The 26,563-nt window shown below is 44.6% G+C and carries 20 protein-coding genes; 13 read left to right on the top strand and 7 right to left on the bottom strand.

Annotated features, from left to right (window positions below; all coding sequences use genetic code 11):
- Positions 1 to 26: 26 nt before the first annotated feature.
- The 5 genes from HRQ85_RS00920 to HRQ85_RS00900 all read left to right on the top strand — a co-directional run bounded on the left by HRQ85_RS00920 (position 27) and on the right by HRQ85_RS00900 (position 6,880).
- Positions 27 to 1,004 carry a carbohydrate ABC transporter permease gene (locus tag HRQ85_RS00920; RefSeq protein ID WP_172378414.1) on the top strand — a complete coding sequence of 326 codons (978 nt, stop codon included), beginning with the start codon at positions 27 to 29 and terminating at the stop codon, positions 1,002 to 1,004.
- A gap of 46 nt (positions 1,005 to 1,050) precedes the next feature.
- Positions 1,051 to 1,899 (top strand): carbohydrate ABC transporter permease, encoded by an 849-nt coding sequence (locus HRQ85_RS00915; RefSeq protein WP_172379327.1) that lies wholly within the window; start codon positions 1,051 to 1,053, stop codon positions 1,897 to 1,899.
- A 17-nt stretch (positions 1,900 to 1,916) separates the two neighbouring features.
- Positions 1,917 to 3,266 carry a GH1 family beta-glucosidase gene (locus HRQ85_RS00910; RefSeq protein ID WP_172378413.1) on the top strand — a complete coding sequence of 450 codons (1,350 nt, stop codon included), beginning with the start codon at positions 1,917 to 1,919 and terminating at the stop codon, positions 3,264 to 3,266.
- A complete protein-coding gene (locus tag HRQ85_RS00905; RefSeq protein WP_048611927.1) occupies positions 3,266 to 4,357 on the top strand; it encodes an ABC transporter ATP-binding protein in 1,092 nt (363 codons plus the stop codon). Before HRQ85_RS00910 ends, HRQ85_RS00905 begins: the two co-directional genes overlap by 1 nt.
- A 108-nt stretch (positions 4,358 to 4,465) precedes the next feature.
- A complete protein-coding gene (locus tag HRQ85_RS00900) occupies positions 4,466 to 6,880 on the top strand; it encodes a GH36-type glycosyl hydrolase domain-containing protein (RefSeq protein ID WP_172378412.1) in 2,415 nt (804 codons plus the stop codon).
- A 129-nt stretch (positions 6,881 to 7,009) separates the two neighbouring features.
- Here HRQ85_RS00900 and HRQ85_RS00895 read toward each other — a convergent pair whose 3' ends face one another.
- A complete protein-coding gene (locus HRQ85_RS00895) occupies positions 7,010 to 7,957 on the bottom strand; it encodes an aldose 1-epimerase (protein ID WP_172378411.1) in 948 nt (315 codons plus the stop codon).
- 64 nt (positions 7,958 to 8,021) lie between these two features.
- Between HRQ85_RS00895 and HRQ85_RS00890 the strand changes: the two genes are divergently transcribed.
- Positions 8,022 to 11,096, top strand: a complete 3,075-nt coding sequence (locus HRQ85_RS00890) for a GH116 family glycosyl hydrolase (protein ID WP_172378410.1) — start codon at positions 8,022 to 8,024, stop codon at positions 11,094 to 11,096.
- A 97-nt stretch (positions 11,097 to 11,193) separates the two neighbouring features.
- The gene (locus HRQ85_RS00885) at positions 11,194 to 12,207 is read left to right on the top strand and encodes a LacI family DNA-binding transcriptional regulator (RefSeq protein ID WP_009846159.1); all 1,014 of its coding nucleotides are present in this window, start codon (positions 11,194 to 11,196) and stop codon (positions 12,205 to 12,207) included.
- 343 nt (positions 12,208 to 12,550) lie between these two features.
- Here the strand turns inward: HRQ85_RS00885 and HRQ85_RS00880 are convergent, their stop codons facing one another.
- The 4 genes from HRQ85_RS00880 to HRQ85_RS00865 all read right to left on the bottom strand — a co-directional run bounded on the left by HRQ85_RS00880 (position 12,551) and on the right by HRQ85_RS00865 (position 15,297).
- On the bottom strand, positions 12,551 to 13,006 hold the full coding sequence (locus HRQ85_RS00880) for a YybH family protein (protein WP_172378409.1): 456 nt from the start codon (positions 13,004 to 13,006) through the stop codon (positions 12,551 to 12,553).
- A gap of 98 nt (positions 13,007 to 13,104) precedes the next feature.
- Positions 13,105 to 13,524, bottom strand: coding sequence for a nuclear transport factor 2 family protein (locus HRQ85_RS00875; RefSeq protein WP_172378408.1), 420 nt, complete (start codon positions 13,522 to 13,524; stop codon positions 13,105 to 13,107).
- A gap of 71 nt (positions 13,525 to 13,595) precedes the next feature.
- A complete protein-coding gene (locus HRQ85_RS00870) occupies positions 13,596 to 14,534 on the bottom strand; it encodes an alpha/beta fold hydrolase (protein ID WP_216655497.1) in 939 nt (312 codons plus the stop codon).
- A gap of 181 nt (positions 14,535 to 14,715) precedes the next feature.
- Positions 14,716 to 15,297 carry a TetR/AcrR family transcriptional regulator gene (locus HRQ85_RS00865; RefSeq protein ID WP_172378407.1) on the bottom strand — a complete coding sequence of 194 codons (582 nt, stop codon included), beginning with the start codon at positions 15,295 to 15,297 and terminating at the stop codon, positions 14,716 to 14,718.
- 820 nt (positions 15,298 to 16,117) lie between these two features.
- Between HRQ85_RS00865 and HRQ85_RS00860 the strand changes: the two genes are divergently transcribed.
- The 5 genes from HRQ85_RS00860 (at position 16,118) to HRQ85_RS00840 (ending at position 21,321) form a co-directional block, all read left to right on the top strand.
- A complete protein-coding gene (locus HRQ85_RS00860; RefSeq protein ID WP_172378406.1) occupies positions 16,118 to 16,756 on the top strand; it encodes a GntR family transcriptional regulator in 639 nt (212 codons plus the stop codon).
- A gap of 101 nt (positions 16,757 to 16,857) precedes the next feature.
- Complete coding sequence (locus HRQ85_RS00855) at positions 16,858 to 18,291, top strand: MmgE/PrpD family protein (RefSeq protein ID WP_172378405.1); 1,434 nt, start codon at positions 16,858 to 16,860, stop codon at positions 18,289 to 18,291.
- Between the two features lie 86 nt (positions 18,292 to 18,377).
- The gene (locus HRQ85_RS00850) at positions 18,378 to 19,298 is read left to right on the top strand and encodes a tripartite tricarboxylate transporter substrate binding protein (protein WP_172378404.1); all 921 of its coding nucleotides are present in this window, start codon (positions 18,378 to 18,380) and stop codon (positions 19,296 to 19,298) included.
- A 52-nt stretch (positions 19,299 to 19,350) separates the two neighbouring features.
- Complete coding sequence (locus HRQ85_RS00845; RefSeq protein WP_172378403.1) at positions 19,351 to 19,809, top strand: tripartite tricarboxylate transporter TctB family protein; 459 nt, start codon at positions 19,351 to 19,353, stop codon at positions 19,807 to 19,809.
- A gap of 3 nt (positions 19,810 to 19,812) precedes the next feature.
- Positions 19,813 to 21,321: a tripartite tricarboxylate transporter permease gene (locus HRQ85_RS00840; RefSeq protein ID WP_172378402.1), complete on the top strand. Its 1,509-nt coding sequence runs from the start codon at positions 19,813 to 19,815 to the stop codon at positions 21,319 to 21,321.
- A gap of 423 nt (positions 21,322 to 21,744) precedes the next feature.
- On the opposite strand, the gene HRQ85_RS00835 is transcribed toward HRQ85_RS00840, so the two are convergent.
- Positions 21,745 to 23,373: an ABC transporter ATP-binding protein gene (locus tag HRQ85_RS00835; RefSeq protein WP_172378401.1), complete on the bottom strand. Its 1,629-nt coding sequence runs from the start codon at positions 23,371 to 23,373 to the stop codon at positions 21,745 to 21,747.
- A gap of 12 nt (positions 23,374 to 23,385) precedes the next feature.
- Positions 23,386 to 23,880 (bottom strand): hypothetical protein, encoded by a 495-nt coding sequence (locus tag HRQ85_RS00830; protein WP_086774615.1) that lies wholly within the window; start codon positions 23,878 to 23,880, stop codon positions 23,386 to 23,388.
- 240 nt (positions 23,881 to 24,120) lie between these two features.
- Between HRQ85_RS00830 and HRQ85_RS00825 the strand changes: the two genes are divergently transcribed.
- A complete protein-coding gene (locus tag HRQ85_RS00825) occupies positions 24,121 to 26,481 on the top strand; it encodes a Lon protease family protein (RefSeq protein ID WP_061015754.1) in 2,361 nt (786 codons plus the stop codon).
- Positions 26,482 to 26,563 lie beyond the last annotated feature (82 nt).

The following is a 26,563-nucleotide window of genomic DNA, read 5'->3' as shown; positions in this document are numbered from 1 at the left end:
GCTTCCTTTTTTAAGAGGTCGTTACTATGAATCATACAGCGATAGAACCTTCGGAGCAAAGCTTTTTTTCTCGTCTGAATTTGAAAGCGCTTACACCGTATGGATTTCTTCTGCCGTTTCTGATCATTTTTTCTGTATTTGGGGTCTTCCCGCTGTTGTTCTCTGTTTATCTTTCGTTCCATGAATGGAACCCTGTGAGGGGCATGGATGCGATGGAGTTTGTGGGTTTTGAGAACTATCACATTGCTTTAACTGACCCATGGTTATGGCGCTCATTAAAGAACACATTGTGGCTAGCAATCACGTCAGGTGTAGCTCAACATTTAGTTGCTATTCCAGTGGCTTACATGTTGGTTTCAATGGGTGACCGTATGCGTCACTGGCTAACATCAGCGTACTTTCTACCGTTCATTACATCAACGGTCGCTGCGTCACTGATTTTCTTCAACATGTACTCTCCTAACTCAGGAATTATTAACCAAACGCTGATGGCTCTGGCCGATAGCACGCTGTTTGGTTGGGCATTCGCTTGGGTTAACGATTTCCAACCAATCCGTTGGTTAGACGATGCCACTATGGTGAAGCCGTCTATCGCAATCATGGTTTTCTGGAAATACACCGGTTTTAACATCGTCCTTTACACCACAGGTTTAATGACGATTCCTAAAGACATTTTAGAAGCTGCTCGTATGGATGGTGCCAATGCCTTCCGCCGCTTCTGGAACATCTCATTACCAATGATTCGTCCATTCATCTTCTTTGCAATCACCATGACCATCATCGGTAACCTGCAAATGTTTGAAGAACCGTTCGTTCTAACGCGTGGTACAGGTGGTACAGGTCAATCTGGTTTAACTATCTCTATGTACCTCTACAAAGTGGGTTGGGAATGGTTAGAAATGGGCACAGCATCAGCGATTTCATGGCTTCTGTTTGCACTCATCGCAACGTGTACCTTGGTTCAATTTTTATTCTTCGGTAAGAAAGGCTTAGGGGAACATTAAGATGTCGACATCAATTAAGACAAATACTTCACCACTAAGTGGCCTAATGCCAAGCGAACGCACTATGTACATCATGACTAAGATCTTGATGGTGATGCTCGGCATATTACTGATTGTTTCTGCAATCATTACGGTGTTCCCGTTTGTGTGGTCAGCTCTGCTTTCAACACGTGATCGTTCGGAAATATTTGGTTCGGGTATCAGCTTTGCCATTGGCGATAGTTTGGCAATCAACTACGCAAAACTGCTGGAAATCATGCCGTTTTGGAAAGCGATGTTTAACTCGATTTACGTGGCTTTCTTAGGCACCACCATCTCGCTGCTGTTCTGTAGCATGGGTGGTTACGCATTTGCTGTGTTTAAGTTCCGCGGTAAGAACGTGTTGTTCGGCATGCTGGTTGGCTCGATGGCGATTCCGCCTGTGCTTAGCTTGATCCCTTACTTCATGATCGTGAAATTCTTAGGCTTGCTGGATAACCACATGGCGGTATGGCTACCGTTCACCACCACACCATTTGGTATCTTTTTGATGCGTCAGCACGTGATTGCATCAATTCCTAAAGAGCTATTAGAAGCGGCGAAGCTAGATGGTGCAGGCGAATTTAGAACGTACTGGAGCGTGGTACTGCCACTGATGAAACCGGCATTAGCAACGCTTGCGATTGTTCAGTTCGTCTTCTTCTGGAACATGTTTATGCAGCCTCTCGTGGTGCTCAACAACCCAGATAATTACGTGATTACACAGGCGCTACGAAGCGTTCAAGGTATTCCGAATACGCCATGGGGCGCGGTAATGCTAGGTACCACAATTTCAATTTTACCACTCGTTATTACTTACCTGTTCGCATCGAAACAGATGATCAGTGGTTTAACGTCCGGCGCAGTTAAAGGTTAGGTTTAAGGGTTATAACAATGAATAAATTTCAACTTCCAAGTGATTCAAAGTTACGCAGTAAGGAATTTGTATTCGGTGTCGCGACATCTTCATACCAAATTGAAGGCGGCGTTGAAGAGGGCGGTCGCACACCGTCTATCTGGGACACTTTCTGTAAGAAGCCGGGCAAGGTCGATAACGGCGACAATGGTGATGTGGCGTGTGATCATTACCACCTATGGAAACAAGATATCGAAATGATTCAAGGCTTAGGCGTTGATGCTTACCGCCTGTCCATTGCTTGGCCACGCATCCTGCCGCAAGACGGTGTGGTGAATCAGCAAGGCCTTGAGTTTTACGGTCAAATCATCGATGAGTGTCATGCTCGTGGTATGAAGGTGTATGTGACTTTGTATCACTGGGATCTTCCACAATACCTTGAAGACAAGGGCGGTTGGCTAAACCGTGAAACGTCTTATAAATTCGCTGAATACGCAGAAGTGGTGAGTAAATACTTTGGTGACAACATCGACGTATACACCACACTCAATGAACCGTTTGTTTCTGCATTTCTAGGCTACCGTTGGGGCGAACATGCGCCGGGTATCAAGGGTGAGAAAGAGGGCTACTTAGCATCTCACCACCTAATGTTGGCTCACGGTTTGGCAATGCCGCTCCTTCGTAACAATGCACCTCACGCTAAGCATGGCGTGGTATTCAACGCGACGCCGGCTTACCCACTGACGCCACAAGATCAAGGTGCGGCCGACTACTGCGAAGCGGAGAACTACCACTGGTTCATCGACCCAGTATTAAAAGGTGAGTACCCACAGCTGGTGGTTGAACGTCAAGCGATGAACATGCCAATGATCCTTGAAGGTGATTTAGACATTATCAGCGCACCGGTCGATTACATAGGCATCAACTACTACACACGTAATGTCGCTCGCTTTAACGAGAATGGCGATATTGAATCGGTGAAACAAACCGATGCTGAACACACCTACATTGGCTGGGAGATTAACCCACAAGGTCTAACCGATTTATTGGTAAGACTGGATGCGCGTTACGAAAATATGCCACCAATCTACATCACAGAGAACGGTGCAGCAGGTAACGACGAGCGTATTAACGGACAAGTGATGGACGACCAACGAGTTCGTTATTTCCAAGGTCACATCGAAGCGGTTCACAACGCAGTTGAAGCTGGCGTGAAAGTCGATGGTTACTTCGCTTGGAGCCTAATGGATAACTTTGAGTGGGCATTTGGCTACTGCCAGCGTTTTGGCATCGTCCACGTTGATTACACCACTCAAGAAAGAACACTGAAACAGAGCGCAATTGCGTACCGAAATATGCTTCTAGAGCGCGCTGAGGAGAACAGATAATGGCTAAAGTAGAATTTAAGAACATCAAAAAATCATTCGGTGACGTTGAAGTTGTAAAAGAGTTTGATTTTACGGTTGAAGACGGTGAGTTCGTGGTTTTTCTTGGCCCATCTGGCTGTGGTAAATCGACTACGCTACGCATGCTTGCTGGCCTTGAAAGCATCAGCTCTGGTGACATTGTGGTTGGCGGCAAGTTGATGAATAAAGTCGATGCGAAAGACCGTGACTTGGCGATGGTATTCCAAAGCTACGCTCTGTACCCACACATGACCGTTTACGAGAACATCGCGTTTGCCCTGAAACTGAAAGGCATGCCGAAAGCTGAAATCGACGTAGAAGTTTTAAAAGCGGCGAAAATGCTAGAACTTGATCCACTACTTAGTCGTAAGCCGAAAGAGCTTTCTGGTGGTCAGCGTCAGCGTGTAGCAATGGGCCGTGCGATGGTTCGTACACCAAAAGTGTTCTTGTTTGATGAGCCGCTATCTAACCTAGACGCAAAACTGCGTGGCGTGATGCGTGAAGAGATCAAACACTTACACCGCGAGCTTAAAACCACCACGATCTACGTGACCCACGATCAAATCGAAGCGATGACATTGGCGGATCGCATCGTGATCTTGAAAGATGGTTATGTGGCTCAAGTTGGTACGCCAACCGAGGTGTTCCAACGCCCGGCTAACAAGTTTGTCGCGCAATTCATTGGTAACCCATCAATGAACATGTTGGAAGCCAAACTGATTGAAAAAGAAGGCGAATACTTCGTTGAACTTGGTGATGTTCATATCCCACTGCCAGATCGCTTTAAGTCTCTGGCCTCTAAAAACTTAGCGCTTCACTTTGGTGTTCGTCCAACAGATATCCACCTTCGTGCTGAGCAAGTCGACCACGATCGCGTACTGCCATTCCCTGTGAAAATTAAAGACAAGGAACTACTTGGCGCGAGCATTCTTCTGAAAACAGAAATTGGTGGTCAACCGCTGATGGTTGAAACCCAAGCCGCTGAAGTGGATGTGAAAGAGCTGACACTTTACTTGGACTTGGATGCTTTCCACCTGTTTGACGCACTGAGTGAGAACTCGCTAGCGAGCTAGTCAATTACGAGCTAGCCAGTCAATTCAAATCAGTCATTGAGCTGACACCAACCAACTTACGACAAATTGTTTTGGCTCCTCCTGATTTGGGAGGGGCTAGGGATAGTGATGATGAAATTCGGATATTTTGACGATAAAAACAAAGAATACGTAGCAACCACACCGTGCACACCGATCAAATGGTGTAACTATGTCGGCACATTAGATTTCGGTGGCATTGTTGATAGCAACGGCGGTGTGCTGTTGTGTAAGGGCGATCCTGCACTCAACCGCATCACCAAGTACATTGCACAACTGCCAAACTCTGATTTTAAAGGCTCGACCCTTTACCTAAAAGTGCGTGATGAAGCGGGCAACGTAGAGGTGTTCTCACCTTTTTACACACCAACCTTGAAGCCGCTGGATAAGTTTGAAAACCACACCGGTTTGTCTTACACCACCATCATTGCAGAAGCATTTGGCGTGCGTTGTGAAGCGACCTTCTTTGTGCCAAAAGCTGACCAAGTGCTGCTACAAGACATCAAGGTCACCAACATTTCAGACAAAGCGCTACACGTTGATGTGGTGCCTGTGTACGAATTCACACACTTCGATGCGCTCAAACAGCTACTGAATGCCGATTGGGTTCCACAAACCATGACGCTGAAAGCTCATCAGCAAGAGTCGGGTCATACCGTGCTTGAGCAGTACGCCTTTATGAAGCGCGATTATGCGGTGAACTTGATGACAGCGGATCGCCCTGCGACGTCTTTTGATGGTGATCGCCAATCGTTCTTAGGCAATTTGGGCTACGGTACATGGGCAGCACCACAGGCATTAGACAACGACGAGCTTGGCAATACTGAGTGCCTGCGTGGCGACAACATTGGCGCATTAAATCTGCGCTTAGGTAGGTTATCTCCAGAGCAGACAGAACGCACGGTTGTACAAATCGCACAAGAAGAGAGCCTCGAAGTAGCATTGCCTCTATTAGCTAAATATCGCGACCACCAAGTGGTTGACTCGGCTTTCGCTGAACTGGCAGAGCACTGGGACACATACTTGCAAGCGGTTCAGGTTGAAACGCCAGATCCAGCTATGAACTCGATGCTTAACGTACACAACCCACGTCAGTGCCATACAACCAAGAACTGGTCTCGTTACTTGTCTCTGTACCAGCTGGGCTATGGTGCTCGTGGTATCGGTTTCCGTGACTCTTCGCAAGATACATTGGGCGTTATTACACATATGCCTGAGGAAGCGCGCGAATTTATCGAGCGTCTGCTTTCAGTTCAGAACACTAACGGTTCAGCGATGCACCAGTTCTTCCCATCAACGATGGAAGCGAACGCGGGTGATTCACGCGAAGAAGAAGATCGCCCTGATTACTACGGCGATGATCACCTGTGGATCATCTACGCGGTGACTCAATACGTGAAAGAAACGGGCAATGCAGACTTCTTGAATAAAGCGATCCCGTTCTATCAAAAAGACAAAGCGGGTAACCCAGTCGAAACGGGAACGGTTTGGAATCACCTATGCCGCGCGATTGAATTTACTTACACCAACACCGGTGAGCATGGCCTACCGTTATTAGGTTTTGCTGACTGGAATGACACGGTGAACCTGCCAACGGGTGCTGAGTCGATGATGGTGGCGAACATGTACGGCAAAGCATTGCTCGACATGTTGGACTTGTGTGAGCTACGTGGCGAAGCGCAACTGACGGCTAAGTTTAAAGATCAGTACCAACAGATGCAGAGCACGGTGAATGAGTGTGGTTGGGATGGCGAATGGTTTGTTCGTTATTTTGATGAGCAAGGCCTACCAATTGGTTCTCACAAGAACGAGCAAGGGCAGATCTACACTAACGGTCAAAGCTGGCCTGTGATTTCTGGTTTTGCGACTCAAGATCGTGCTACTCAGGCGCTGGATTCGGTTTACAACAAACTAAACACTACCAATGGCATCAAGCTTTCAACACCGGGCTACAACGGTTTTGATCCACAGCTAGGTGGCGTATCAACATACCCACCAGGTGCTAAAGAGAATGGCGGTATCTTCTTGCATTCAAACCCATGGGTGATGATCGCCGAAGCTAAAATGGGCAACGGTGAACGTGCTTACGAGTACTATCGTCAAATTAACCCGGCTTCTAAGAACGACGACATCGATACCTTTGAGTCTGAGCCATACTGCTACCCACAAAACATCTTGGGCGACGAACATAAACAGTTCGGCCTAGGTCGTAATGCATGGCTGTCTGGTACTTCATCTTGGACATACGTTGCAGGTACACAATGGATTCTGGGTGTTCGTCCTGAAGTGGATGGCTTGCTGGTGGACCCTTGTATTCCGGCTGAGTGGCCAGAGTTCAAAGTCCGTCGTCAGTTCCGTGGTGCGACTTATCATATTCATGTCACTAACCCGAATAACGTGTGTAAGGGCGTGGTTGAGATGAAGGTCAATGGTGACCTGATTTCAGGTAATAAAGCGCCAGTGTTTACCTCTGGTGAGCACATCATCGAGGTGGTTTTAGGTTAACAAAGAGAAGGGCGCGTTATGCGCCCTTTATTACTTCTTTAGTTTGGTTCTTTCGTTGCAATTGTTTCGTTAGCAATGCGTTCTCTGGGGGCTGATTTCGCATTCAGCGGCTGCCTTGATTTGGTTTAGTTATTTAGGTTGATAGGTTGCTTGGCATTGCCAAATGAAGGTTTGAGATTGGTTCGGGGCAAGCGTCAGTAGGCCAATCTGGTTATTGAATGCATCAGCAGGGCAAGTCATTGGTTCTATTGCAATACTTTGCTCACTCGTGGGCGTGTATAGCTGAACGAATGGGTAGCTCGCATCTTGTTGATAGTGAATAGCGGCAGACAAATCTGAACGTGTAAACGTAAGTTGATTGGTTGTTTTGGAATCAAATTGGAAGCAGTGATTCAAGCTTTGATTGGTGAGTGAATCACCCAAAGATAAACGGTCAAAAGCGCGCTTTTCTCCATTGGGTAGATCGTTCACATGTATGACTTCGGTACACGGTGACATGGACAGTTCGCATTGTGCCAGTTCCCTACCGAGTGAAAAATAAGGGTGCCAAGCATCACCGAATGGGAAGGTTGAATCACCAAGGTTAGAGACGGTTGTTGAAGAGGTAAGCTTGCCCGTGACGTAGATCGTGAAGGTGACATCAAGGCTGAAAGAAAACGGGAAAGCAGGATGCAATGATGACGTTTGATACTGCAATGTCACACTGGCGGATTCTTCAGTGACTACGCTGTTTGTGATTGAAAACGGTTGGTTGTAGAGCCGGCCATGTACGGCGTGATCAGACCAAGGAAAGTTAGCTGGGAGTTGATGGTTTTGGTCATCGAAACTGTAACGACCCAAGTTTAAACGGTTTGGAAAAGGGAATAATTTAGCACTGCGGGAAAAGAACGGATGTTGGTTGATCAGTTCATCATAATTCTGATAACCACAAATAAAAGAGAATGGACTGTTGTTGACAATATATTTATTTATAACAGCGCCAAATCCATTGATTATTTGAAGTTCTATACCATGTTGGTTGTTTATTAATGTGACTGAGTCAATATTTCCAAATTTTTCATTTATAATTTTAAACATGTTGATGTCTCCATTTTAAAAAGATATTAACAAGAAGAAAAAAATATTCAATGGCGGTTTTAAAATGAATAATAAAATTCCATATACAAGCTATTCAGGAAATTCAGAACATCTTTGCAAAAAAGGTGATGCAGTTGAATTTATTCAACCTTGGTACACGCCAATTTCTACTACGCCAGAAAACACTGGCATGGCGGTAGGCGGAATTGGTAACACATTTACACTGACGCCAAATGGTAACACGCCGAACTTCAGTTTTATTCCAGGTATATTTGTTGATTGCTCAGAGCAAGTGGTTAATTTTAATGATTTTTATGCGTCGGTGATGGATGTGCCAACCATCGATACGCTACAAGTCATTGATGAACAAGAGCTGAGTGTTCACCTAAACTTCTATCCTGCCTTGTTTGATGGTAAGAAGATTGAAAGCGCAGAAATGTCGTATGCGATTAACCACATTCGCGCGGCATTGAAAAATGGTCACTTCTACCAAGATAATAAATCTAACTTTATAAAGTGGAACGTTGAGTTTTCAAATAAGACTCAATTATTGATTGAAGAAGATTCATCGTCGATTATTTGTCAATTATATGTCGCCTTGGATTTCTTTAATGGTTTATTAATTAATGACACAACGAGATTATTATCACTTACTGCGGGTGAAAATAATGATACAGGTAGTGTTAATGGTAGGGATATAGAATATCAAGCTTTATATCCACTGGCTGAATATAAATATAGTAGTTTCGATGATATTAAAATAAAGCGTAAGGTAGTCTCTCCGATCGTTAAAGAGGACAAACGACTGTGTTCTTTGCCTATGCACTGGAATCACTTTGAATTAACCAATGATTCATCGCAAACACGTGTGATTACGCTTGCTCAGCCGCTACAAAACTTGATTGGCTCAACCTATCAAAAAGGTCGTGATGGCATTCAAGATTCGGCGTGTACCTTGTCTCAAAACCCAATTGCTCAGCAGCATCAAACGGTTAACGTAAAGGGTGAAAGTCGCAGCTTTACTGGCGTTCAACTGACCAGCCAATCGCCTTATAAAAGCGATATTGAAGGTGAAGTGGTGTTTGGTGTTCAAGCGGATAATCAACTGACAGAATCTGGCAAGGTTTCGATTTCTGTCAAGCCAACGCTTTATACCTCTAAGACAGCGGAACAAACAGAGTTCGCACTGAAAACAGGCCGTACCAACGCGGAATTCCAAACAGGAATTTACACAGGGCGTGAAGCGTTGAGCGCATTGGTTGTGGTTCAGGTTGAATTGGAAGCGGGTGAGTCTGTTGATCTGCGTTTTGCCCAGGTGATGGCTCACAGTAAAGTCATGCTTAATGGCTGGCATTCAGACAAGGCTTACACGCAATTCTACCCTCAAACGCAACCGGCTCTGCCGATGTTAGAAGACATGTTGCCAAAGCTCGAAACCATTGAGCAACAGATCGTCGCGCAACAAACGGCCTTCTTAGAGCAAGCTCAAAGCAAGATCTCGCAGCCTGAATCGGCACTGCGCTATGCGACGATGGCGATGAATTCATTGTCTTTCCTAGCCGAATCAACGGTATGGGATAAAGAAGACAAGTTCTTGGTGAAAGAGTGTGTCGATTACCCATTCTTTAACTCTCTGGATGTGTATTTCTACGGCTCATTCTCTCTGCTTTACTTGCTGCCTGAGCTTGATGGCTGCGTGATGAAAGAGTTCTCGAAAGCTATTTTGGCCGAAGACTTTACCGAGCGCCGATACTGGGAATACGAAGCGACACCAAATGCCGAATTGATTGATGATAAATACCAAGGCGTACGTGCCATTCGAGGCGCGGTAATCCACGACTTGGGCAGCCCGTTCGACATCCAGCCCGATGCTTACAGCTGGCACAACGTGAAAGAATGGAAGGACCTAGCGCCGAAATACATTCTTATGGTGTACCGCCACTATCAAAACACACAAGATATTTCTGTGGTTGAAGAGTGCTGGCAGGCTGTCACTGAGAGTATCGACTTCTTATCGAATTTGATTGCTGAAGGCGATGATTTACCGCTCACCCGTGGTACAGACGATACCTTCGATAATCTCGCGTCTCACGGCATCTCTATTTACTGTGCGAGCCTGTGGGTTGCTGGCCTACAAGCCGCGAGTGAGCTTGCACAATTGATGGGCGAAAGCGAACTAGCTAGCGGTTACTTAACGCGTTCGAAAAAGGCGTTAGCAACAGTTGAGCAAAGCTTGTGGGATGACAAAGAGGGTTACTACCACTTCTTCGTCACTCCCGTTCAAGCTAAGCATTTAACAGGTCTGGGCTACAAAGACTTGGACGCCTTAGGGCTTTCACTGACTGGCGATGCGATTGCCGATAAGAACATTCTCAATGAGTATCTCAATGAAACAGATACTTCAATCAGCATCAGCAAGGTGTCTCAAAGAGTCTCTAAGAAGCGCTTATTGAGCGAGACCGCGCCACAAGCCTTTACACAAGACTACTTAGATTTAGTACCTGATTCAGACAACAGCTTTGGCGATGCTTTATTGGCAGACAGCTATTTAAAGTTAATCGGACTAGAAGGCATTTTCCCGCAAGAGAATATCCAACGCGCCCTAGATTATGTTTATAAGCACAACTTTGTGATCAATAGCCCTAAGCTTGGTGTCGCGAACATGACGCTGGCCGACGGTTCACCGCATGAAGCGTTCCAAGCGCAAGATGTGTGGATTGGCGTGCAGTTTAGTGTCGCGACAGCCTTGAGCCTAGCGGGTAAATCTCAGCAAGCGGAAACATTGATGGATACCGTGTATACCGCGCTGTATGACTATTCAAAAATTCCATTTGCAGCGCCAGAAGGGTTCAACTGCTCAGTCTCATTTGACGAGGAAGATCTTTCAGAATCTTTTAAATTGTCACAAAGTGATGCGAAAAAGTGGCTTACTGCCCTTAAATTACAAAAGTGTGTGCTATCTGACGGTCGAGTGAGTCCTAGCCTGACTAAAGACAGTGATAAATTTGTTAGTATGCTGCAAGGCGAAATCTCAGCGGAGCAAGCCATCGTTCTTCACAAATGGCTACTGAGCACTGGGTTGAAATATACCGCAGGTCGTTATTTCAGACCGGGGATGATTTTCGCCTACATGTATTAACTAAATGACACGAGTTTCAACAAAAGCAGTGGTATGCAGGTTGAAATAGATGGGGAGCTTTCGGGCTCCCCAAATGTCACTGGATTAGGGTATCGAAATGCGCACTAAAACTAAAAAAACCACCGTATACGATGTAGCGAGACTTGCTGGTGTTTCCCCAAGCACGGTTTCTCGTTTTCTTAATCGAACCACTTATGTGTCGGATGATAAAAGTCAGAACATCGAGCAGGCAATCAAAGACACCGGCTATAAACCGAATTTTCAAATGCAGGAAAACATTAATCGCCGTTCACTCACGATAGGCGTATTGGTGCAACACCCTGACAGCCCCTATACCAGTCGTATCCTCAACGACATGGAGAAAACCCTGATAGCTCAGGGTTATTCTTTGGTGATTGCGACAGGGCATTGGCAGAAAAAACTGGAATTACATGCACTGGAGTATCTGGCGAAAAGTAATGTTGATGGCATGATCATTGTGACCGGAAGCGTGAGTAAAGAAGATATCGCCAAATATGCACAAGACATCCCTGTCGTGGCGGTGGGGTATGACATCATTGATGACAACATCCGCACGATCAACATTGATAATGTGCTGGGCGGCTACATGGCGACCCTTCACTTACTGCAACAAGGGCACGTGAACATTGCTCATATCAAGGGTCTTTCAAGCCAACCTGATTCGGGAAGTCGCTTTGAAGGTTACAAGAAAGCACTTCAAGAGGCGGGGATTAAAGTGATGCCAAAACTCGTCAAACAAGGTGACTTCAGTAGTGAAATTGGCTATGAGAAGACCGTTGAATTAATCGAGTCGAAAGTTCATTTTTCCGCTCTATTTGCAGCCAATGACCAAACCGCTTACGGGGCGATTAAGGCGCTACACGATCACGGTTATAAAGTGCCAGAAGATGTGTCAGTTATTGGGTTTGATGACTTGCCAACGTCGAAGTATTTCACACCCGCGTTAACAACATTAAGGCAGCCAATTGAAGAGATTGGCGAGGTGTGTGCTCAGTCGATTTTGAACTTGCTGTCAGGCGAGAGGCATGAAGCTCGTTTACCTCCGATTGATTTAATTGTCAGAGAGTCGACCAAGTCTTTGTATCGTTAATTTCAAGAAAAGCCTCAAGGTGGTTCGCCCGTGATGGTTCGTATTGATGTCAATGCGAACCATGGCCGGAATGCCGCTGAGTAAAGCAATCCTCATAGCTGATATTTGTGCCTTCACACTGTTCAATTTAGTGTAGGTGAGCTAAAACACTTCTGCCCCATTCGGTGTTAACGTAATTACTCAGTGGCGAATCGTGCCACTGAGATTACCGTACTTTTGCTCATGGTTACATGCTGAGAGGTCGTGACAAAAAATTTCCAGTTGTGTGTAAAATGAAACTAATGCATTAAATTTCTTAGCGCATATTTAGGCAAATACTATTCTATGGTTTTTCCAAATACTCCTACTTTATTTGTTCGGATGAAGTGTGTTGATACCACATGTCAGCCGCAATCTTCCAGCTATCGCCGTCAGGTTTCAGTACAAAGAGAAATGTTCCCGTAGTATCGAGATTAAACTCTTCTACTTTGACTATTGCTGTTCCAACCATGACGGCAAGTGAACCGTCATCGGATACCATTAATTTATCTACGGTATGGTGATTTATTGCATCATGAGAAGCTAAGAAGGAAAAGGTTTGACGAACTGGCTCTTGCCCTTTTACTAAAGGTTTATGTTGTTCGAGCCAAAGAGTATCGTCATGGTATAGACTGACTAGTGCATCAACATTTTTAGATACAGTGTATTCATTGAAAAGGCTATTGAACGTGTGAAGGCTGTCTAATTCGTCCTGCTGAGTGTTTGCCAGAGCAGATGTCATGGTGAATAGTATCATCGATAGAGTAATAATCAGTCGCATCGGATATCTTCCTTTCATATGTCCTAAGTGATGTATTAAAGGATATTAAGTGGCACAACGACGAATATTGGATCGAATGTGACACTTGATAATTTGATCTAAGTGGAATAACTATTTATATTTTCTTCGCCAGGATATTCACCCGTATCAGGTCGTACATAGATCACCTCACGAATAATTTGCCAGCGATTATGCTCGAAAATGAAGTCGATACTCAGTACGAGAATGGAGTCGTAACCCGCAAGATTATTTTTGCGCGTAATTAGTACATGAGCTTGCTCATTTCCGACCGATATATCGTTATATTGTGCCCAAGAGTCTACCTCCACCCCCTGTTTTTTCATGGTTTCAAACATAGCCATGAAGTTAGATTTATCTGAAGTAGATAGATTGCCATCTGCATCAATCATCAAAATTGTCATATCATCATGGTAGATAGAGCTTAAAGTATTGAGGTCGTAGTTCACCGCAGAATTAATTAGAGTGGTCATAATATTTTTGATTGATTTTATAGTCATTTTTTTGCCTATTTGTAGGTTAGGTATTAAGAAGCACGACTAACTTAGTTAGAGCAATACGTTATTGATCACTAGTTAATTCTTTCTTCCATGAAACGCTGAATTTTTTCAATGATTACAGCGCTGTCCTCTTCAAGCGGGAAGTGTCCTGTATCTAGAATGTTGTAGTCAATGTTCTCAACATCTCGCTTGTACGCTTCAGCTCCAGCTTCGGTAAAAATAGGATCGCCTTTACCCCAGACAATTAACATAGGAGGCTGAGTGCTGCGGAGGTATTGTTGCCATTTTGGATAAAGTTCTACATTAGATTTGTAATCATAGATCATATCTAGATTAAGCTCTGTAACTCCGGTCTGGTTCATAATGGCATGATCCAAAGTCCAAGAATCAGGAGAGAGACTTTCAGGAGAGCGTGTACCAGCGGTGTACTGCCACTTAATCCCATTAAGGCTCATTAACCCTTTTACTTTCTTTTTCTCATCATCTGATGAACGCTCAGACTTGAGGCTGCCTTTGATAATGTCACTTAGACCTTCATCGTAAGCATTGCCATTCATGACGATAAAGCCAGCAACATCTTTAGGGTTTTTAGCCGCAATTCTTAGCCCAATAGGCGCTCCAAAATCATGGATCATCAGCACGTAATCATCTACTTTTCGTTGATCTAAAAACTTTTCCATCGTTTGTGCAACGTTATTGAATGTATAGCGGTACTCTGAACTATCTGGTTTCTCACTATGGCCATATCCTGGATAGTCAGGAGCTAGCAAATAAAAATCGTCCCCTAAAGAACTCAGTAATTCTCTGTATTGATAAGACGATGATGGGAAACCGTGCAACAGGACAAGAGTGGGATTCTTTGGGTTGCCCGCCTCTCTATAGAAAATATCAATATTATCAACAGACTCTAGCCCATAACGTACCTGACTTAACGTATCGTTAGCTGCTACTGGCATTACATGTGCAGATAAGATGAAGTTAGCAGCAATCATCAGTGTGATTTTATTCATTATTTTTCTCCTTGACACTTGTTTGTACTGATTGGTACAAATAATCCCAAATAAAAACCACTTAAGCCTAAGCAAGTGGTTAGCCTTTTAAAAGCTAAACATAGTACAACTCAATTAGCGAACCGCATGTGTGAGTTTATTTGTACCGATTGGTTTAAACTATAATAGAGCTTTACCCATGTCAAGATCTAATGTTTGCTAGAGAGTGGTTAGAGATAGATTCGAGTTGTGATTTACTGTAGGTACCTCGCCCTAGGACGCGAATACTAACCATAGAACTTACAAAGTAAGTGGCTAGTTCACTAGCGATTAAATATTGTGAAATCTCTCCACGACTTTGACCCAGCTCTATCATTTGCTTAAAGAAAGTCTCTGCGTTCTTCATTCCTTTCTTGGTGATCTTCTGGATTTCTACATCAAAAGAATCTATACGCAGTAGCGTGTTAATGATGAAACACCCCTTTTTGTTTTGGTCGTCGATGGTCTCATCAATTAGCTGACTAAAAAAAGTTTCGAGTGCTTCCTTGGGTGAATCTAGTTCTATCAGTTTGATAACGATATCCCTACGTCCTAGCCCGTACATCTGCAAGGCATTGATAAATAGAGCCTGTTTGCTACCAAAAGCGTTATAGAAACTTCCTTTTGTTAGCCCCGTTACCTTTAAGATTTCGGACATGGAAGCATCTGTGTATCCTTTTTCCCAGAACAGAAGCATCGCATTTTCTATTGCAAGATCCATATTAAAAGACTTTTCCCAAGGCATGATTGCTCCTATTGCTAGTACCTAATGTGGCTTATAGTTTAAACCAATTGTTCTATACTTATGACTTAATGACAAACGTTTTTGAATCAAACTTAGGTGGATAGTAGTCGACTATAGAAAATATGGGACAGCGTTCAGTTTTGCTTAATTGCATTTGGGGCTACCAAAAGTTATAGCTAAATTAGAAAAATCGTTGACACTTCTTTGTCCATAGACGTTTCAGCGGACGAGTTACAGCCGTGTATTGCGTTAATAAAAGTAAGCCGGCTTTTCCCTAAAATAGCTAATAACAAAGCCTCCAAAGAGGAGGCCAAATTTAATGATCCATTATACTCACATAACTCGGTGTCTAAAACTGCTAGTGCGGGTCAGTTTCGGTCGAGCGAAAAATGTATGCACTTTACTCTACCTCGATCCGAGGTAATTCTGTATTTCTACATTGGTACTGGCATAGAGCGCCTGTGCTTCAAGTAAGCTAAAATTACGATAAGCAATGTGAAAAGTTTAATTAATGGAACCTACCACGCAAGCACTCGAACTGCGGCTATGCCACATCAACTATTGAAATTGGTTGAGCAACGCTGGTAATTAAGTCGTCACAAAAATAAATTCACAATCCGCGTTACCACCTTAACTGCTCCCTATAGTTAATACCTACCGATTTTAGTGTAAGCAATCGCCGGAATACATCAAATGTAAATTAAATGTAAAGATCTTCTTTACATTTACGCAACACACCACTAATCTGTCGACAGACGACTAAAAACAAGAGCGTGTTTTCGAGATGGACCAAACCCTATTTAGCCAACAAGTACAAAACTTGAAGAAGCAATCATTAAGTAAGGTAGTTGAGCAACAATTGGAACAAATGATCTTAAGTGGTCAATTGTTACCAGGTGAACGAATAAATGAAAGCTATTTGTCGAATGCTTTAGACATTAGTAGAGCCCCAATTCGCGAAGCCTGTCGCCAACTTGCCCAGTACGGAATGGTAGAAGTGCGCACGGGAAAGGGGACTTACGTACGCCAAGTTGAGCTGAGTGAAGCCATTGAGCTCTATGAAATTCGTGGCGTGTTCGATGCATTTGCGGCAGAACAAACTGCACTACGCGCTAGTGATAATGAAATCAAAGACTTATCAGTTCTTGTCGAGAAAATGAAAGCGTGTGTCAAGGATGATGATACCAGTGAATATTTTGCACTGAATCTTCAGTTTCACCATCAAATTGTATTGTTATCAGGGAATCAATCTTTGATAGGTCAGTATGAACTCGTGTTACGAAAACTCTCTTTGTTTCGACAAAAAACACTCTCAAAACCAGATCGTTTAGTTCATTCGTTATCTCACCATGAAAATATCATGCTAGCGATCCAACGCAGAGACTCGCTAGAGGCGGCAAAACTCGCACGCAGCCATGTAGAAGACGCAAAAGGTGTGCTCAAAAAAAGCCAGTCTTAAGCCAATAATTCAGCCATAACCTCAGGGCATTTTGAATGTTCCCTGTTTTATCACTCACGACTGTCGACAGGCGACAGTCTTCATTAAGGAGAGGATTCCTAATGTCAATTCAACAAAATAAATACGTCAATGTCCCAGAAAACACCAATATTACTGAGCGAGCAGCCTGTTTTATCGAAGATGTGGTTTTGGCGGATATTCCAGCTGAGGCCATGGAAGTGGGCATTCGATGTCTTATCGATGGGCTTGGGCTTTATGTTGCAGGTAGCGATCATGAAACCGCCCAAATTCAAGCTGAGTTAGTCGCTGAAACCGGCGGTGTCGAAGATGCGTTATTAATAGGCTCACAAGGCATCAAGGTACCAGCTCCGTTAGCTGCGCGGGTACTTGGTACGGCGGGTCATGCACACGACTGGGATGATTCGCAAGTAAGTAAAGACCCTGACCATGTGTATGGTTTGCTTACACACCCAACCATTCCACCATTAACCGCGTCACTGACCGTTGCACAGAAGCTTGGCGGCGTATCTGGTGAGCAATTTATGCTGGCATTTCTCACTGGATTTGAGGTTGAATCCAAGATTTCTGAATGGATGTTCTCACAACACTATAAACGTGGTTTTCACTCAAGTGGTACGGTTGGAACGTTCGGTGCTTTTGCCTCTGCCGCAAAATTGCTGGGTTTGAAAGGTGAGCAGCTTCGCAGTGGTTTGGGTATGGCAGCTTCTTTTGCCTCGGGCATTCGCTGTAACTTTGGCACCATGACCAAGCCTTTGCACGTTGGTCGAGCTGCTGAAAATGGCATTAATGCCGCGCTTATGGCTGCCAAGGGTTACAGCGCAGATAAAGCTGCGTTAGATGGACCATGGGGTTTCTTTGCCGTGCAAGGAGGGGGCGTTACTCAGTCTAAGATTGAATCTGAAAATTTCGGCAAGCCATGGTCTATTATCGAACCAGGTGTCAGTATCAAGCCTTACCCATGTGGTGTTCTTACCCACCCAACCATCGATCTAATGGTGAAACTGGTAAAAGAGAACAAGGTACAATCTGAGAATATTGAGCAAGTCATCGTAAGGGCTGGCAGTAATATTCTAAACCCTATCCGCTACCCGATTGCCTCTAATCACCTCGAAGCAAAATTCTCTCTGCCTGCTGTTCTCGCTATGGTCGCGATCAATGGTAAGGCTGGGAAAGTCGAATTTGAAGATGAGTTTGTCCAAGGTGAAGCTATGCAGCAGATGCAGCACCAGATCAAAACTCAATTCGATGCCGATATCGAGGCGTTAGGATTCGACAAGATGCGCTCTAGCATCGAGATTCAGCTAAAAGACGGCACCAGTGTTTCTGGTGATGCGGATGAGCGCTATCGAGGTGGCCCGGAAAACCCATTAACCAATACTGAGGTTGAGACAAAAGCAAGAGGATGCTGCGAAGGCGTTCTTGATGACTCATCCACAGCTCGACTAATCAACACCGCATGGCGCGTTTTAGAACTCGAAGACGCCACGGTTCTAGCAGAATTAATGCAAGCATAAATATAAGGGCGGAAAGCCCACTAAGAAGTCAACTTCATTGATTTCAATATTGTTTTCAATGAAATCCGAAACGAAAGGAACAGACTATGAAACTGAAAAATACCCTAGCAACCGTCGCCTTCTCTTTGAGCGCGATAATTTCCGCACCAGCCATGGCTGCATTTCCAGAAAAACCAATTACCTTAGTATGTTGGTCTAGCGCAGGCTCTGGTCATGATTTAATGGCGCGCTACATTGCTAAGTTAGGTGAAGAGCACCTTGGGCAACCTATTACGGTAGTAAACAAAAAGGGCGGCAAAGGCAAAGTGGCAATGAGCTACGTCTTGAATCAAGAAGCCGACGGGCATGTGATTATGACGAACACTCGTAGCATGACCCAACGCTTGAAAAAGACAGGCGATAGCATTGCAATCGACAGCTTTAAGTACGTTAGCCGAGTGGTAAAAGACCCATTTGTTATCACAGTAGCGAAGGATAGCCCATTCAATACCGTCAATGATTTAGTGGAGTTTGCCAAAGATAACCCGAACAAGATCAAGGTTGGTGGTTACAGCACGAACTCTGTTGATGAAGGCTTGATTAGAGACCTGAGCAATAAGGCCGGTGTGAAGCTGAAGTACATTCCATACAAAGGTGGTAAAGAGCCCGTTGTTGCGGTACTTGGCGGACACATTGACGTGGCCATTGCGAACCCAAGTGAAATGATGGCGAACTTTGAAGTTGGAAAACTAAAGGTCCTTGCCGTTGCTTCAGAAAAAAGGCTCGCACCATTTGAGCAGTCAGCGACACTTCAAGAGCAAGGTTATGACATTGTGACAGAGCACTGGCGTGGTGTGATGGCTTCTAAGAATGTACCTGATGAAGTGGTCAGCAAGCTAGATGAAGCGATTAAAAAGGTCGTTGCCGATCCAGAGTTCACCAAGTTCCTAGCGAGCTCAAAGATGTACAACGGTTACCTCGCCAGTGATGAATTTGCAGAATTGGTTGTCGAGCAAACGGCTAAATAATGAAAGATAAGTAGGGTCTGATGGTTTAGACCCTACATTATAAGGAGATTTCATGATGAACTCGCTGACAAATTCACTAGGGTCAGATCGCTTTTTCTCTATAGCCTTGATAGGCATCAGCGCGATGCTATATTCAATGCTTGGTGGTATGGATGAAGCTACATCACCGGGTGAGCTGGCGGCATCGACCTATCCTCGACTGTTGCTGGTATGCGTTATGGTCTTTTGTGCAAGCTTACTATTCACTCGCAAAAATGCCACTGAGGTAAAGGCTCAATTTCCTCTTTCGGGTATTGCCGTGATCGGAGCTATAGCGCTTTATATCTTTTTGGTCGATATGATTGGCTACTTTCTGCTGACACCAGTGCTACTTATTGCTCTACCACTCTTAGCTGGTTTCACCAATTTGAAATTAACGCTAGTAAGTGCAGTGTGTGTGACAGGCGCGCTCTATTGTGTTTTCGACCTTGTTTTGAATATTCCATTGCCAGCTGGACTACTAGGGAGCTAACTGATGCTAGATAATATAATTTTAGGATTTTCAACCATTGCCTCACTTCCTGCAATAGTCGCCATTATTGCTGGTGTAGTTATTGGAATATTGTGCGGCGTGTTACCAGGTCTATCAGCTTCCACTGCGGTAGCCTTGATGGTGCCATTTACCTTTGGCATGGATCCATTGGTCAGTGTTTTACTGCTGGTTTCTGTCTATTTAGCGGGTGAGTATGGTGGCTCTATTACTGCCATAGCCATTGGTACACCGGGAACGCCTGCAGCAGCTGCGACTATGATTGATGGCTACAAGTTCACTGAGCGAGGTGAGCCTGGATTGGCATTAACTACCTCGGTAGTCGCATCAAGTATTGGTGGGATCATTGGTGCTATCGTTTTGTTCGCATTCTCAGAGCCTTTGGCTGAGGTCGCATTGTCATTTGGCGCTCCTGAATATTTTGCAATGGCGGTATTTGGTTTGACCATCATTGCGAGCCTTGCGAGTGACAACCTGAAAAAGGGCTTCATTGTGATGTTCTTAGGGTTATTTCTAAAGAGCATTGGCCTTGACCCCTTTACCGGAGAAGAGCGCTTAACCTTTGGGATCCCTAAATTGATGGATGGGATCAGCTTCATTCCAGCGCTCATCGGCCTATTTGCAATGACCTCTGTCTTTACCGGTATTGAGAAAACAATGACCAGTTCTAAGCCTGTGAAACTGAGTTTTAAGATGCCGAAGGTGCGTCGATTGGCCAGCATGTGGAAAGTCTACATCCACTCTTCGTTAGTTGGTTCAGTGATTGGAGTATTGCCAGGTGCAGGTGCAACTATCGCGTCATTCATTTGCTATAACGAAGTCAAGCGCTTCTCTAGCAAGAAGGATCAGTTTGGTAAGGGGTGCCTTGAAGGCGTAGCCGCGCCAGAAGCGGGAAACAATGCCGTTGTCGGTGGATCTTTAGTACCTTTGCTGACATTAGGGATCCCAGGCTCTGCGACAGCCGCTGTTCTGATTGGTGCGCTTATGTTGCACGACATTCAACCCGGGCCACTGCTGTTTCAAACGAACGGGGAGATGGTTTACGGTATCTTCGCGGGCTTGATTGTTGCCTGTATTGTTCAACTGGTTGTTGGCTTGCTAGGTGTTCCTTTGTGGGTAAAGGTGATCTCTGCGCCTAAAGCATTGTTGCTACCAGTTATCGCCGCTATCTCAGTCGTAGGTTCGTACGGCTATAACAATAGCGTGGTGGATGTATGGGTGATGTTTAGTTTTGGTGTGTTGGGCTACGTATTGAAGAAATATGATTTGCCAATTACCCCAATCATACTGGCACTCGTGCTAGGTGGCATATTAGAAGAGAATTTCCGTCGTTCATTGATCATGTCCGATGGTAGCATTGAGATTTTCTTGACCCAACCAATCAGTGCCACCTTGCTAGTCATGGCGGTACTCTCTTTAGCAAGCCCAATCTTGTTTAAGCGTCTTGCCTCAAAAGAGAAAAGCGTTGCTCCTGATGCTCCCAAAAATGCTTAGGTAAAGTAGGTAAGATAGAAATCAAAAAATCGCCTTTTCGGCGATTTTTTGATATGTGAACGTATTAGTTTTTTAAGCTTCAACTTAGCATCTTACTGAAATACTCTTTATTGTAGTGGATGAGTGGAATTGGCCATCAGATTAGGTAGTTCGTAATACCCTAGGTAATCTGTTAAATGCTAATTTAGCAAAATCGATAACACATAATTGTCCAAAAACGAGTTGAAGGAAGCCGCTCTGCGGCTGTGACTCGAATCATTGAGTTGATTTTTCATATACGCCAGAAACGAAAAATGTCGCATCCATGCGACATTTCTCTTTTGGCGGCCAAACCAGTTTTGCTATATCCATTCTAGAGTGCAATCCATTAGATGCTTTTTCAGAATGTACCTATAAGACGCTGTTAATGTTGATTAGTTCCCTTTAAGCGGCATTTTTTTCTGAATTATTTTCTAAATCGAATGACGCTGCGATGAGTTTCTTGGTGTAGTCGTTTTTCGGCGCATTAAAAATCTCTTCTGCAGACCCTTCTTCCATCACTTCACCTTTCTGCATCACAAGTACACGATCTGAAAGTGCCTTCACGACCGAAAGGTCATGGCTGATGAATAGGAAGCCGATATTGTGCTTAGTTTGGATGTCTTTGAGCAGGTCAATCACGGTCAGTTGGACTGAGCGATCGAGTGCCGAAGTTGGTTCGTCCAGCAAAATAAAAGAAGGTTCAAGAATCAGCGCGCGAGCAATCGCGATACGTTGTCTTTGTCCTCCAGAGAACTCATGCGGATAGCGGTTAATTGAGTTTGGCTCTAAACGAACCTCAATCAACGCTTTGCGAGCTCTTTCTAATCTCTCTTTCTTGGATAGATGAGGTTGATGCACCGTTAAGCCTTCGGTGATGACCTCCCCAACCGTCATCCGTGGTGATAAAGAACCATAAGGGTCTTGGAACACCATCTGAACATCTTTCTTAAGCTTGTGACGTTCTTTGTCGTTCAATAAGCTGACGTCTTGGCCTTTGTAAACGATGCGTCCGCTGCTTGGCAGCAAGCCGATTAATGCACGTCCAAGGGTCGATTTACCTGATCCAGATTCACCAACAATGCCTAGCGTTTCGCCTTGCTTAAGATTCAACGAAATGCCTTTTACGGCTTCGAAGTACTGGCTTTTACTCTTGATAAAGTGTGATTTGACCAAGAACTGAACTCTGATGTCGTCAGCGCACAATAACTCTGGGGCTGTCGCTTCAACAGGAACCTTAGCGCCTTTCGGAATCGAGTTAATCAGCATGCGCGTGTAGTCGTGCTTAGGGTTATCGAACAGCTCTTGCGTTTGCCCTTCTTCAACCAATTCCCCTTTACACATGACGAGTACACGGTCGGCAAAGTGTTTCACGACGCCTAGGTCATGGGTGATGAACAAAATCGCCATACCCATTTTGCCTTGAATCTCTTTGATAAGAGAAAGTACTTCCGCCTGAACAGTCACATCCAATGCAGTGGTGGGTTCATCGGCAATTAGAATATCCGGTTCATTGATCAGTGCCATTGCGATCATGATGCGCTGTAACTGACCACCCGAAAATTCATGCGGGTATTTGGTGTAAGCCTGCTCTGGCATTGGTAAATGAACCAGATTGAAGAGCTCTAACACGCGCTGTTTTGCTTTTGATTTCGATACATTGCGATGACACATAATGGCTTCGGCCACTTGAATACCAACACGAAGGTAAGGGTTGAGAGAGGTCATCGGCTCCTGAAAGATCATGCCGATTCTATCGCCACGAATCGACTGCATTTCTCGCTCGGTTTTGCCAAGAATCGATTGCCCCTCAAACTCGATGTCTGATTGTTGATCAATAATCGCGTTATCAGGAAGCAAACGCATAAGCGCGTTGGAAGAGACTGATTTACCTGAACCTGACTCACCAACAATGGCCAAGGTTTCGCTTGAGTTAAGGGTAAAGTTAACCTTTTTGACCGCATCAATGATTCCATCATTGGTTGTGAAGCTAACGGAGAGGTTATTGACTTTAAGTATGGCCCGGTCCGACATGATATATCCTTATCAATTTAAGACATTAGGTGAAGATTGAACTTCTGGCGTTGTTTTAAGTTGCCCAAAATGGTGATGAGCACGTTGAATTTGTTCTAGTTCGAGCATCCAATGCGAACTGCGCTGAGCGCTGCAAAAAGCGATCAGGTGATTGAGCAAATCTTCGCTCTGCTTTTCCAATAACCCAAAGGTACGTTGAATCAGCTCAGTGTTCTCAAGAGAGATAAATTGCATCAGAGCGTAAGATTGATTCAAGGTATCGAAGGCTTGTTGGTGCTGACCTAATCGGTTGAGTATCTCTGATTGAGCGACGCTCGCGTCTCTCAACCCGGCAAGCAGGCAGGCAAATTGGCAAGGCTTAATATCGCTTTGGTATGCTGCATCTTGGATGTGATGAGGAAGTGAGGTTAGAACATCACCATACAGGCGCTGTGCTTCAGGCCAGTGACCCTGTTCCATTAACTGTTCAGCTTTTAGGTAGTGCATCCAGCATCGTTCAATTTCCATATCCACATCCTCAATTTATAATATCTGAAAATGTTAATGATATTTATTATCAATTGCAAATTAAAATCATTCACATGTTAAGTTGGTGAATTAAATGACGAGCTATTCCCAAAAATGGCTTAAATTGTGTGTTATTTGTTCAGTTGAACAGCTGTGTAGCGTAAGTCACTAAATTTGTAGGAAATTACATCTACACTGATTTTATCTACACCCAAGTAATGAAGGACTAAGGAGGCGGCGATGGCGATGCAAAGACTCAATACAGAACAGCTGTATCAGGTGGCGGATTTAGACAAGCTACCATGTAAGTCGACCAAAGAACTGGCTCCAATTGACGAAATCGTCGGGCAGGAACGGGCACAAAAAGCCGTTGAGTTCGCGATGTCAATCAAGGAAAAGGGTTACAACATTTATGCGATAGGGCGAAATGGTCTGGGTAAACGCACCATGATCTTGCGCTATCTGAACCGTCATCCTCAAGAAGTGCAGGAGCTTTTTGATTGGTGTTATATCGCGAATTTCGAAGATATTCGTACACCTAAGGTACTGAAATTGCCGCGTGGCGTTGGCAGCAGCTTAAAGCAAGATATTGAAAAATTGATGCGTAAACTGCTGAAAGGTATGCCTCTCGCGTTTGATAACGAGATGTACTTTAGCCGTGCTGACAGGCTTAAAAACCAATTAGCAGCTAAGCAACAAGCCGCGTTAGAAAGCATTAGCCAAGAAGCGAAAGACAAGGGTATTAACCTGACAATCACCACTCAGGGTGATTACCAGTTTGTGGCTATGAATGGTGATGATCTTCATACCGAAGAGAGCTTCGATCTGCTTTCGCCGGAAGAACAAGACCAGTTCGATAAAACCATTGATGGGTTGGAAGTCGGACTGCGAACCATTTCTCGTGAATTAACGGAACTTGAAGAGACGTACACTGAGAAAATTCAAAAGCTGAATGATGACACAGCACGAGATGTGATTACTCACTTTATCAAGCAGTTGAAGCAGGACTATAGTCAATATCCAGAGATCAAGAAATACCTCACTGCATTGCGTAAGGATATCGTTGATAACGCAGATATTTTTCTAGAAGAGAGCACAGAGCAAGCAGAAGTTGCAACGGCCTCTTTGGATAAGAAAATGCCGCGTCGCTACAAGGTTAATGTGATTGTTAGCCAGAAGGAGGAGGCGATGCCGATCGTGGTAGAGGAGAACCCAAATTACCACTCTCTGTTTGGCCATGTGGAAACCGCGACTTTTAAAGGTACCGTATTTACCGATTTCTCCTTGATTCGCGCAGGTAGCTTGCACAGAGCAAACGGCGGCGTATTGTTGATGGATGCGGTCAAGGTACTTGAACAGCCGTACGTTTGGGAAGGTTTGAAGCGAGCGCTACGCTCACGTCAACTGAGCTTCACTTCACTAGAGAAAGAGGTAACCTTAACGGGCGCGGTATCGCTTGATCCAGAACCGATTCCGTTGGACGTTAAGATCATCCTGTTTGGCGACTACCGAACTTACCAGCTGCTGCAACATTACGATGCGGAGTTTGGTGAACTGTTCCGTGTGACAGCCGACTTTGAAGATGAGATGAAGCGCACCGCGGATTCTGAAATGCATTACGCGCGCTTTATTTCAAGTATTGTGCACGACAACAACATGTTGCATTGTGACCGCAAAGCGATTGCTCGCATCATCGAGCACAGTTCTCGTCAGGCGGGTGACCAAGGTAAATTGTCTCTGCACTCGGCACACATTGCTAATCTGCTTCGTGAGTCAAACTATGTGGCGAGAGGCTCAAAATCGAACCTGATTCGTGCAACACACGTTGACCAAGCGTTATCTAACCAACAGATGCGTGTTGGACGATTGCAAGACAGCGTAATGGAAACCTTCACCAACGGTACAACGCTGATTCATGTGGACGGTGAAGCGGTTGGGCAAGTGAATGCGCTGTCTGTACTCAGCACAACCGATCATATGTTTGGTGCGCCAAACCGAATCACGGCTACCACCGCTTATGGTGATGGTGAAGTTATTGATATTGAAAGAAACGTAGACCTAGGTGGCAGTATTCACTCGAAAGGTGTGATGATCTTGTCGGCTTACCTTTCTTCTGTGTTTGGTAAGACAGCGAAAGTACCGCTCACCACCAATATCACCTTTGAGCAATCTTACGGTGGCGTCGATGGTGACAGTGCGAGTATGGCCGAGTTCTGTGCGGTGGTATCGGCGTTTTCTAAGCAACCAAACCGTCAAGATATTGCGATTACAGGCTCGATGAACCAGTTTGGTGAGTCTCAGCCAATTGGTGGTGTGAACGAGAAAATTGAAGGCTTCTTTGATGTGTGTGAAATCAAAGGGCGTTCAAACGAACAAGGGGTGATAATCCCACGTTCAAATGTTCACAACCTGATGCTGCGTAGCGACATCGTAAAAGCGGTTGAAAAGGGCGAGTTTAATATCTGGGCGATTGACCATGTAACAGAAGCGATTGAATTATTCACAGGCAAAGCCGCTGGTGAAGCAAGTGATGAGGGTAGCTATCCAATTGATACTATCTTTGGTATCGCCCAAGCTAAACTGAACGCACTGCGCAAATAGCTGGAATATCTAGATAGCTAAATAAATAAACAAACAGCCAAAACCTAAAAGCCATCGATTCTAGAATCGATGGCTTTTTTAT

It is taken from the genome of Vibrio sp. Vb339, from assembly GCF_902751245.1.
Classification (GTDB): domain Bacteria; phylum Pseudomonadota; class Gammaproteobacteria; order Enterobacterales; family Vibrionaceae; genus Vibrio; species Vibrio coralliirubri.
The sequence above is the reverse complement of the archived record's forward strand: the minus strand, read 5'-3'. Positions and strand labels throughout refer to the sequence as shown.

Bases quoted from the DNA above. Each gene is read 5' to 3' on its own strand.
- HRQ85_RS00920 (WP_172378414.1), top strand. From the start codon at position 27: ATGAATCATACAGCGATAGAACCTTCGGAGCAAAGCTTTTTTTCTCGT.
- HRQ85_RS00915 (WP_172379327.1), top strand. From the start codon at position 1,051: ATGCCAAGCGAACGCACTATGTACATCATGACTAAGATCTTGATGGTG.
- HRQ85_RS00910 (WP_172378413.1), top strand. From the start codon at position 1,917: ATGAATAAATTTCAACTTCCAAGTGATTCAAAGTTACGCAGTAAGGAA.
- HRQ85_RS00905 (WP_048611927.1), top strand. From the start codon at position 3,266: ATGGCTAAAGTAGAATTTAAGAACATCAAAAAATCATTCGGTGACGTT.
- HRQ85_RS00900 (WP_172378412.1), top strand. From the start codon at position 4,466: ATGATGAAATTCGGATATTTTGACGATAAAAACAAAGAATACGTAGCA.
- HRQ85_RS00895 (WP_172378411.1), bottom strand. From the start codon at position 7,957: ATGTTTAAAATTATAAATGAAAAATTTGGAAATATTGACTCAGTCACA.
- HRQ85_RS00890 (WP_172378410.1), top strand. From the start codon at position 8,022: ATGAATAATAAAATTCCATATACAAGCTATTCAGGAAATTCAGAACAT.
- HRQ85_RS00885 (WP_009846159.1), top strand. From the start codon at position 11,194: ATGCGCACTAAAACTAAAAAAACCACCGTATACGATGTAGCGAGACTT.
- HRQ85_RS00880 (WP_172378409.1), bottom strand. From the start codon at position 13,006: ATGCGACTGATTATTACTCTATCGATGATACTATTCACCATGACATCT.
- HRQ85_RS00875 (WP_172378408.1), bottom strand. From the start codon at position 13,524: ATGACTATAAAATCAATCAAAAATATTATGACCACTCTAATTAATTCT.
- HRQ85_RS00870 (WP_216655497.1), bottom strand. From the start codon at position 14,534: ATGAATAAAATCACACTGATGATTGCTGCTAACTTCATCTTATCTGCA.
- HRQ85_RS00865 (WP_172378407.1), bottom strand. From the start codon at position 15,297: ATGCCTTGGGAAAAGTCTTTTAATATGGATCTTGCAATAGAAAATGCG.
- HRQ85_RS00855 (WP_172378405.1), top strand. From the start codon at position 16,858: ATGTCAATTCAACAAAATAAATACGTCAATGTCCCAGAAAACACCAAT.
- HRQ85_RS00850 (WP_172378404.1), top strand. From the start codon at position 18,378: ATGAAACTGAAAAATACCCTAGCAACCGTCGCCTTCTCTTTGAGCGCG.
- HRQ85_RS00845 (WP_172378403.1), top strand. From the start codon at position 19,351: ATGATGAACTCGCTGACAAATTCACTAGGGTCAGATCGCTTTTTCTCT.
- HRQ85_RS00840 (WP_172378402.1), top strand. From the start codon at position 19,813: ATGCTAGATAATATAATTTTAGGATTTTCAACCATTGCCTCACTTCCT.
- HRQ85_RS00835 (WP_172378401.1), bottom strand. From the start codon at position 23,373: ATGTCGGACCGGGCCATACTTAAAGTCAATAACCTCTCCGTTAGCTTC.
- HRQ85_RS00830 (WP_086774615.1), bottom strand. From the start codon at position 23,880: ATGGAAATTGAACGATGCTGGATGCACTACCTAAAAGCTGAACAGTTA.
- HRQ85_RS00825 (WP_061015754.1), top strand. From the start codon at position 24,121: ATGGCGATGCAAAGACTCAATACAGAACAGCTGTATCAGGTGGCGGAT.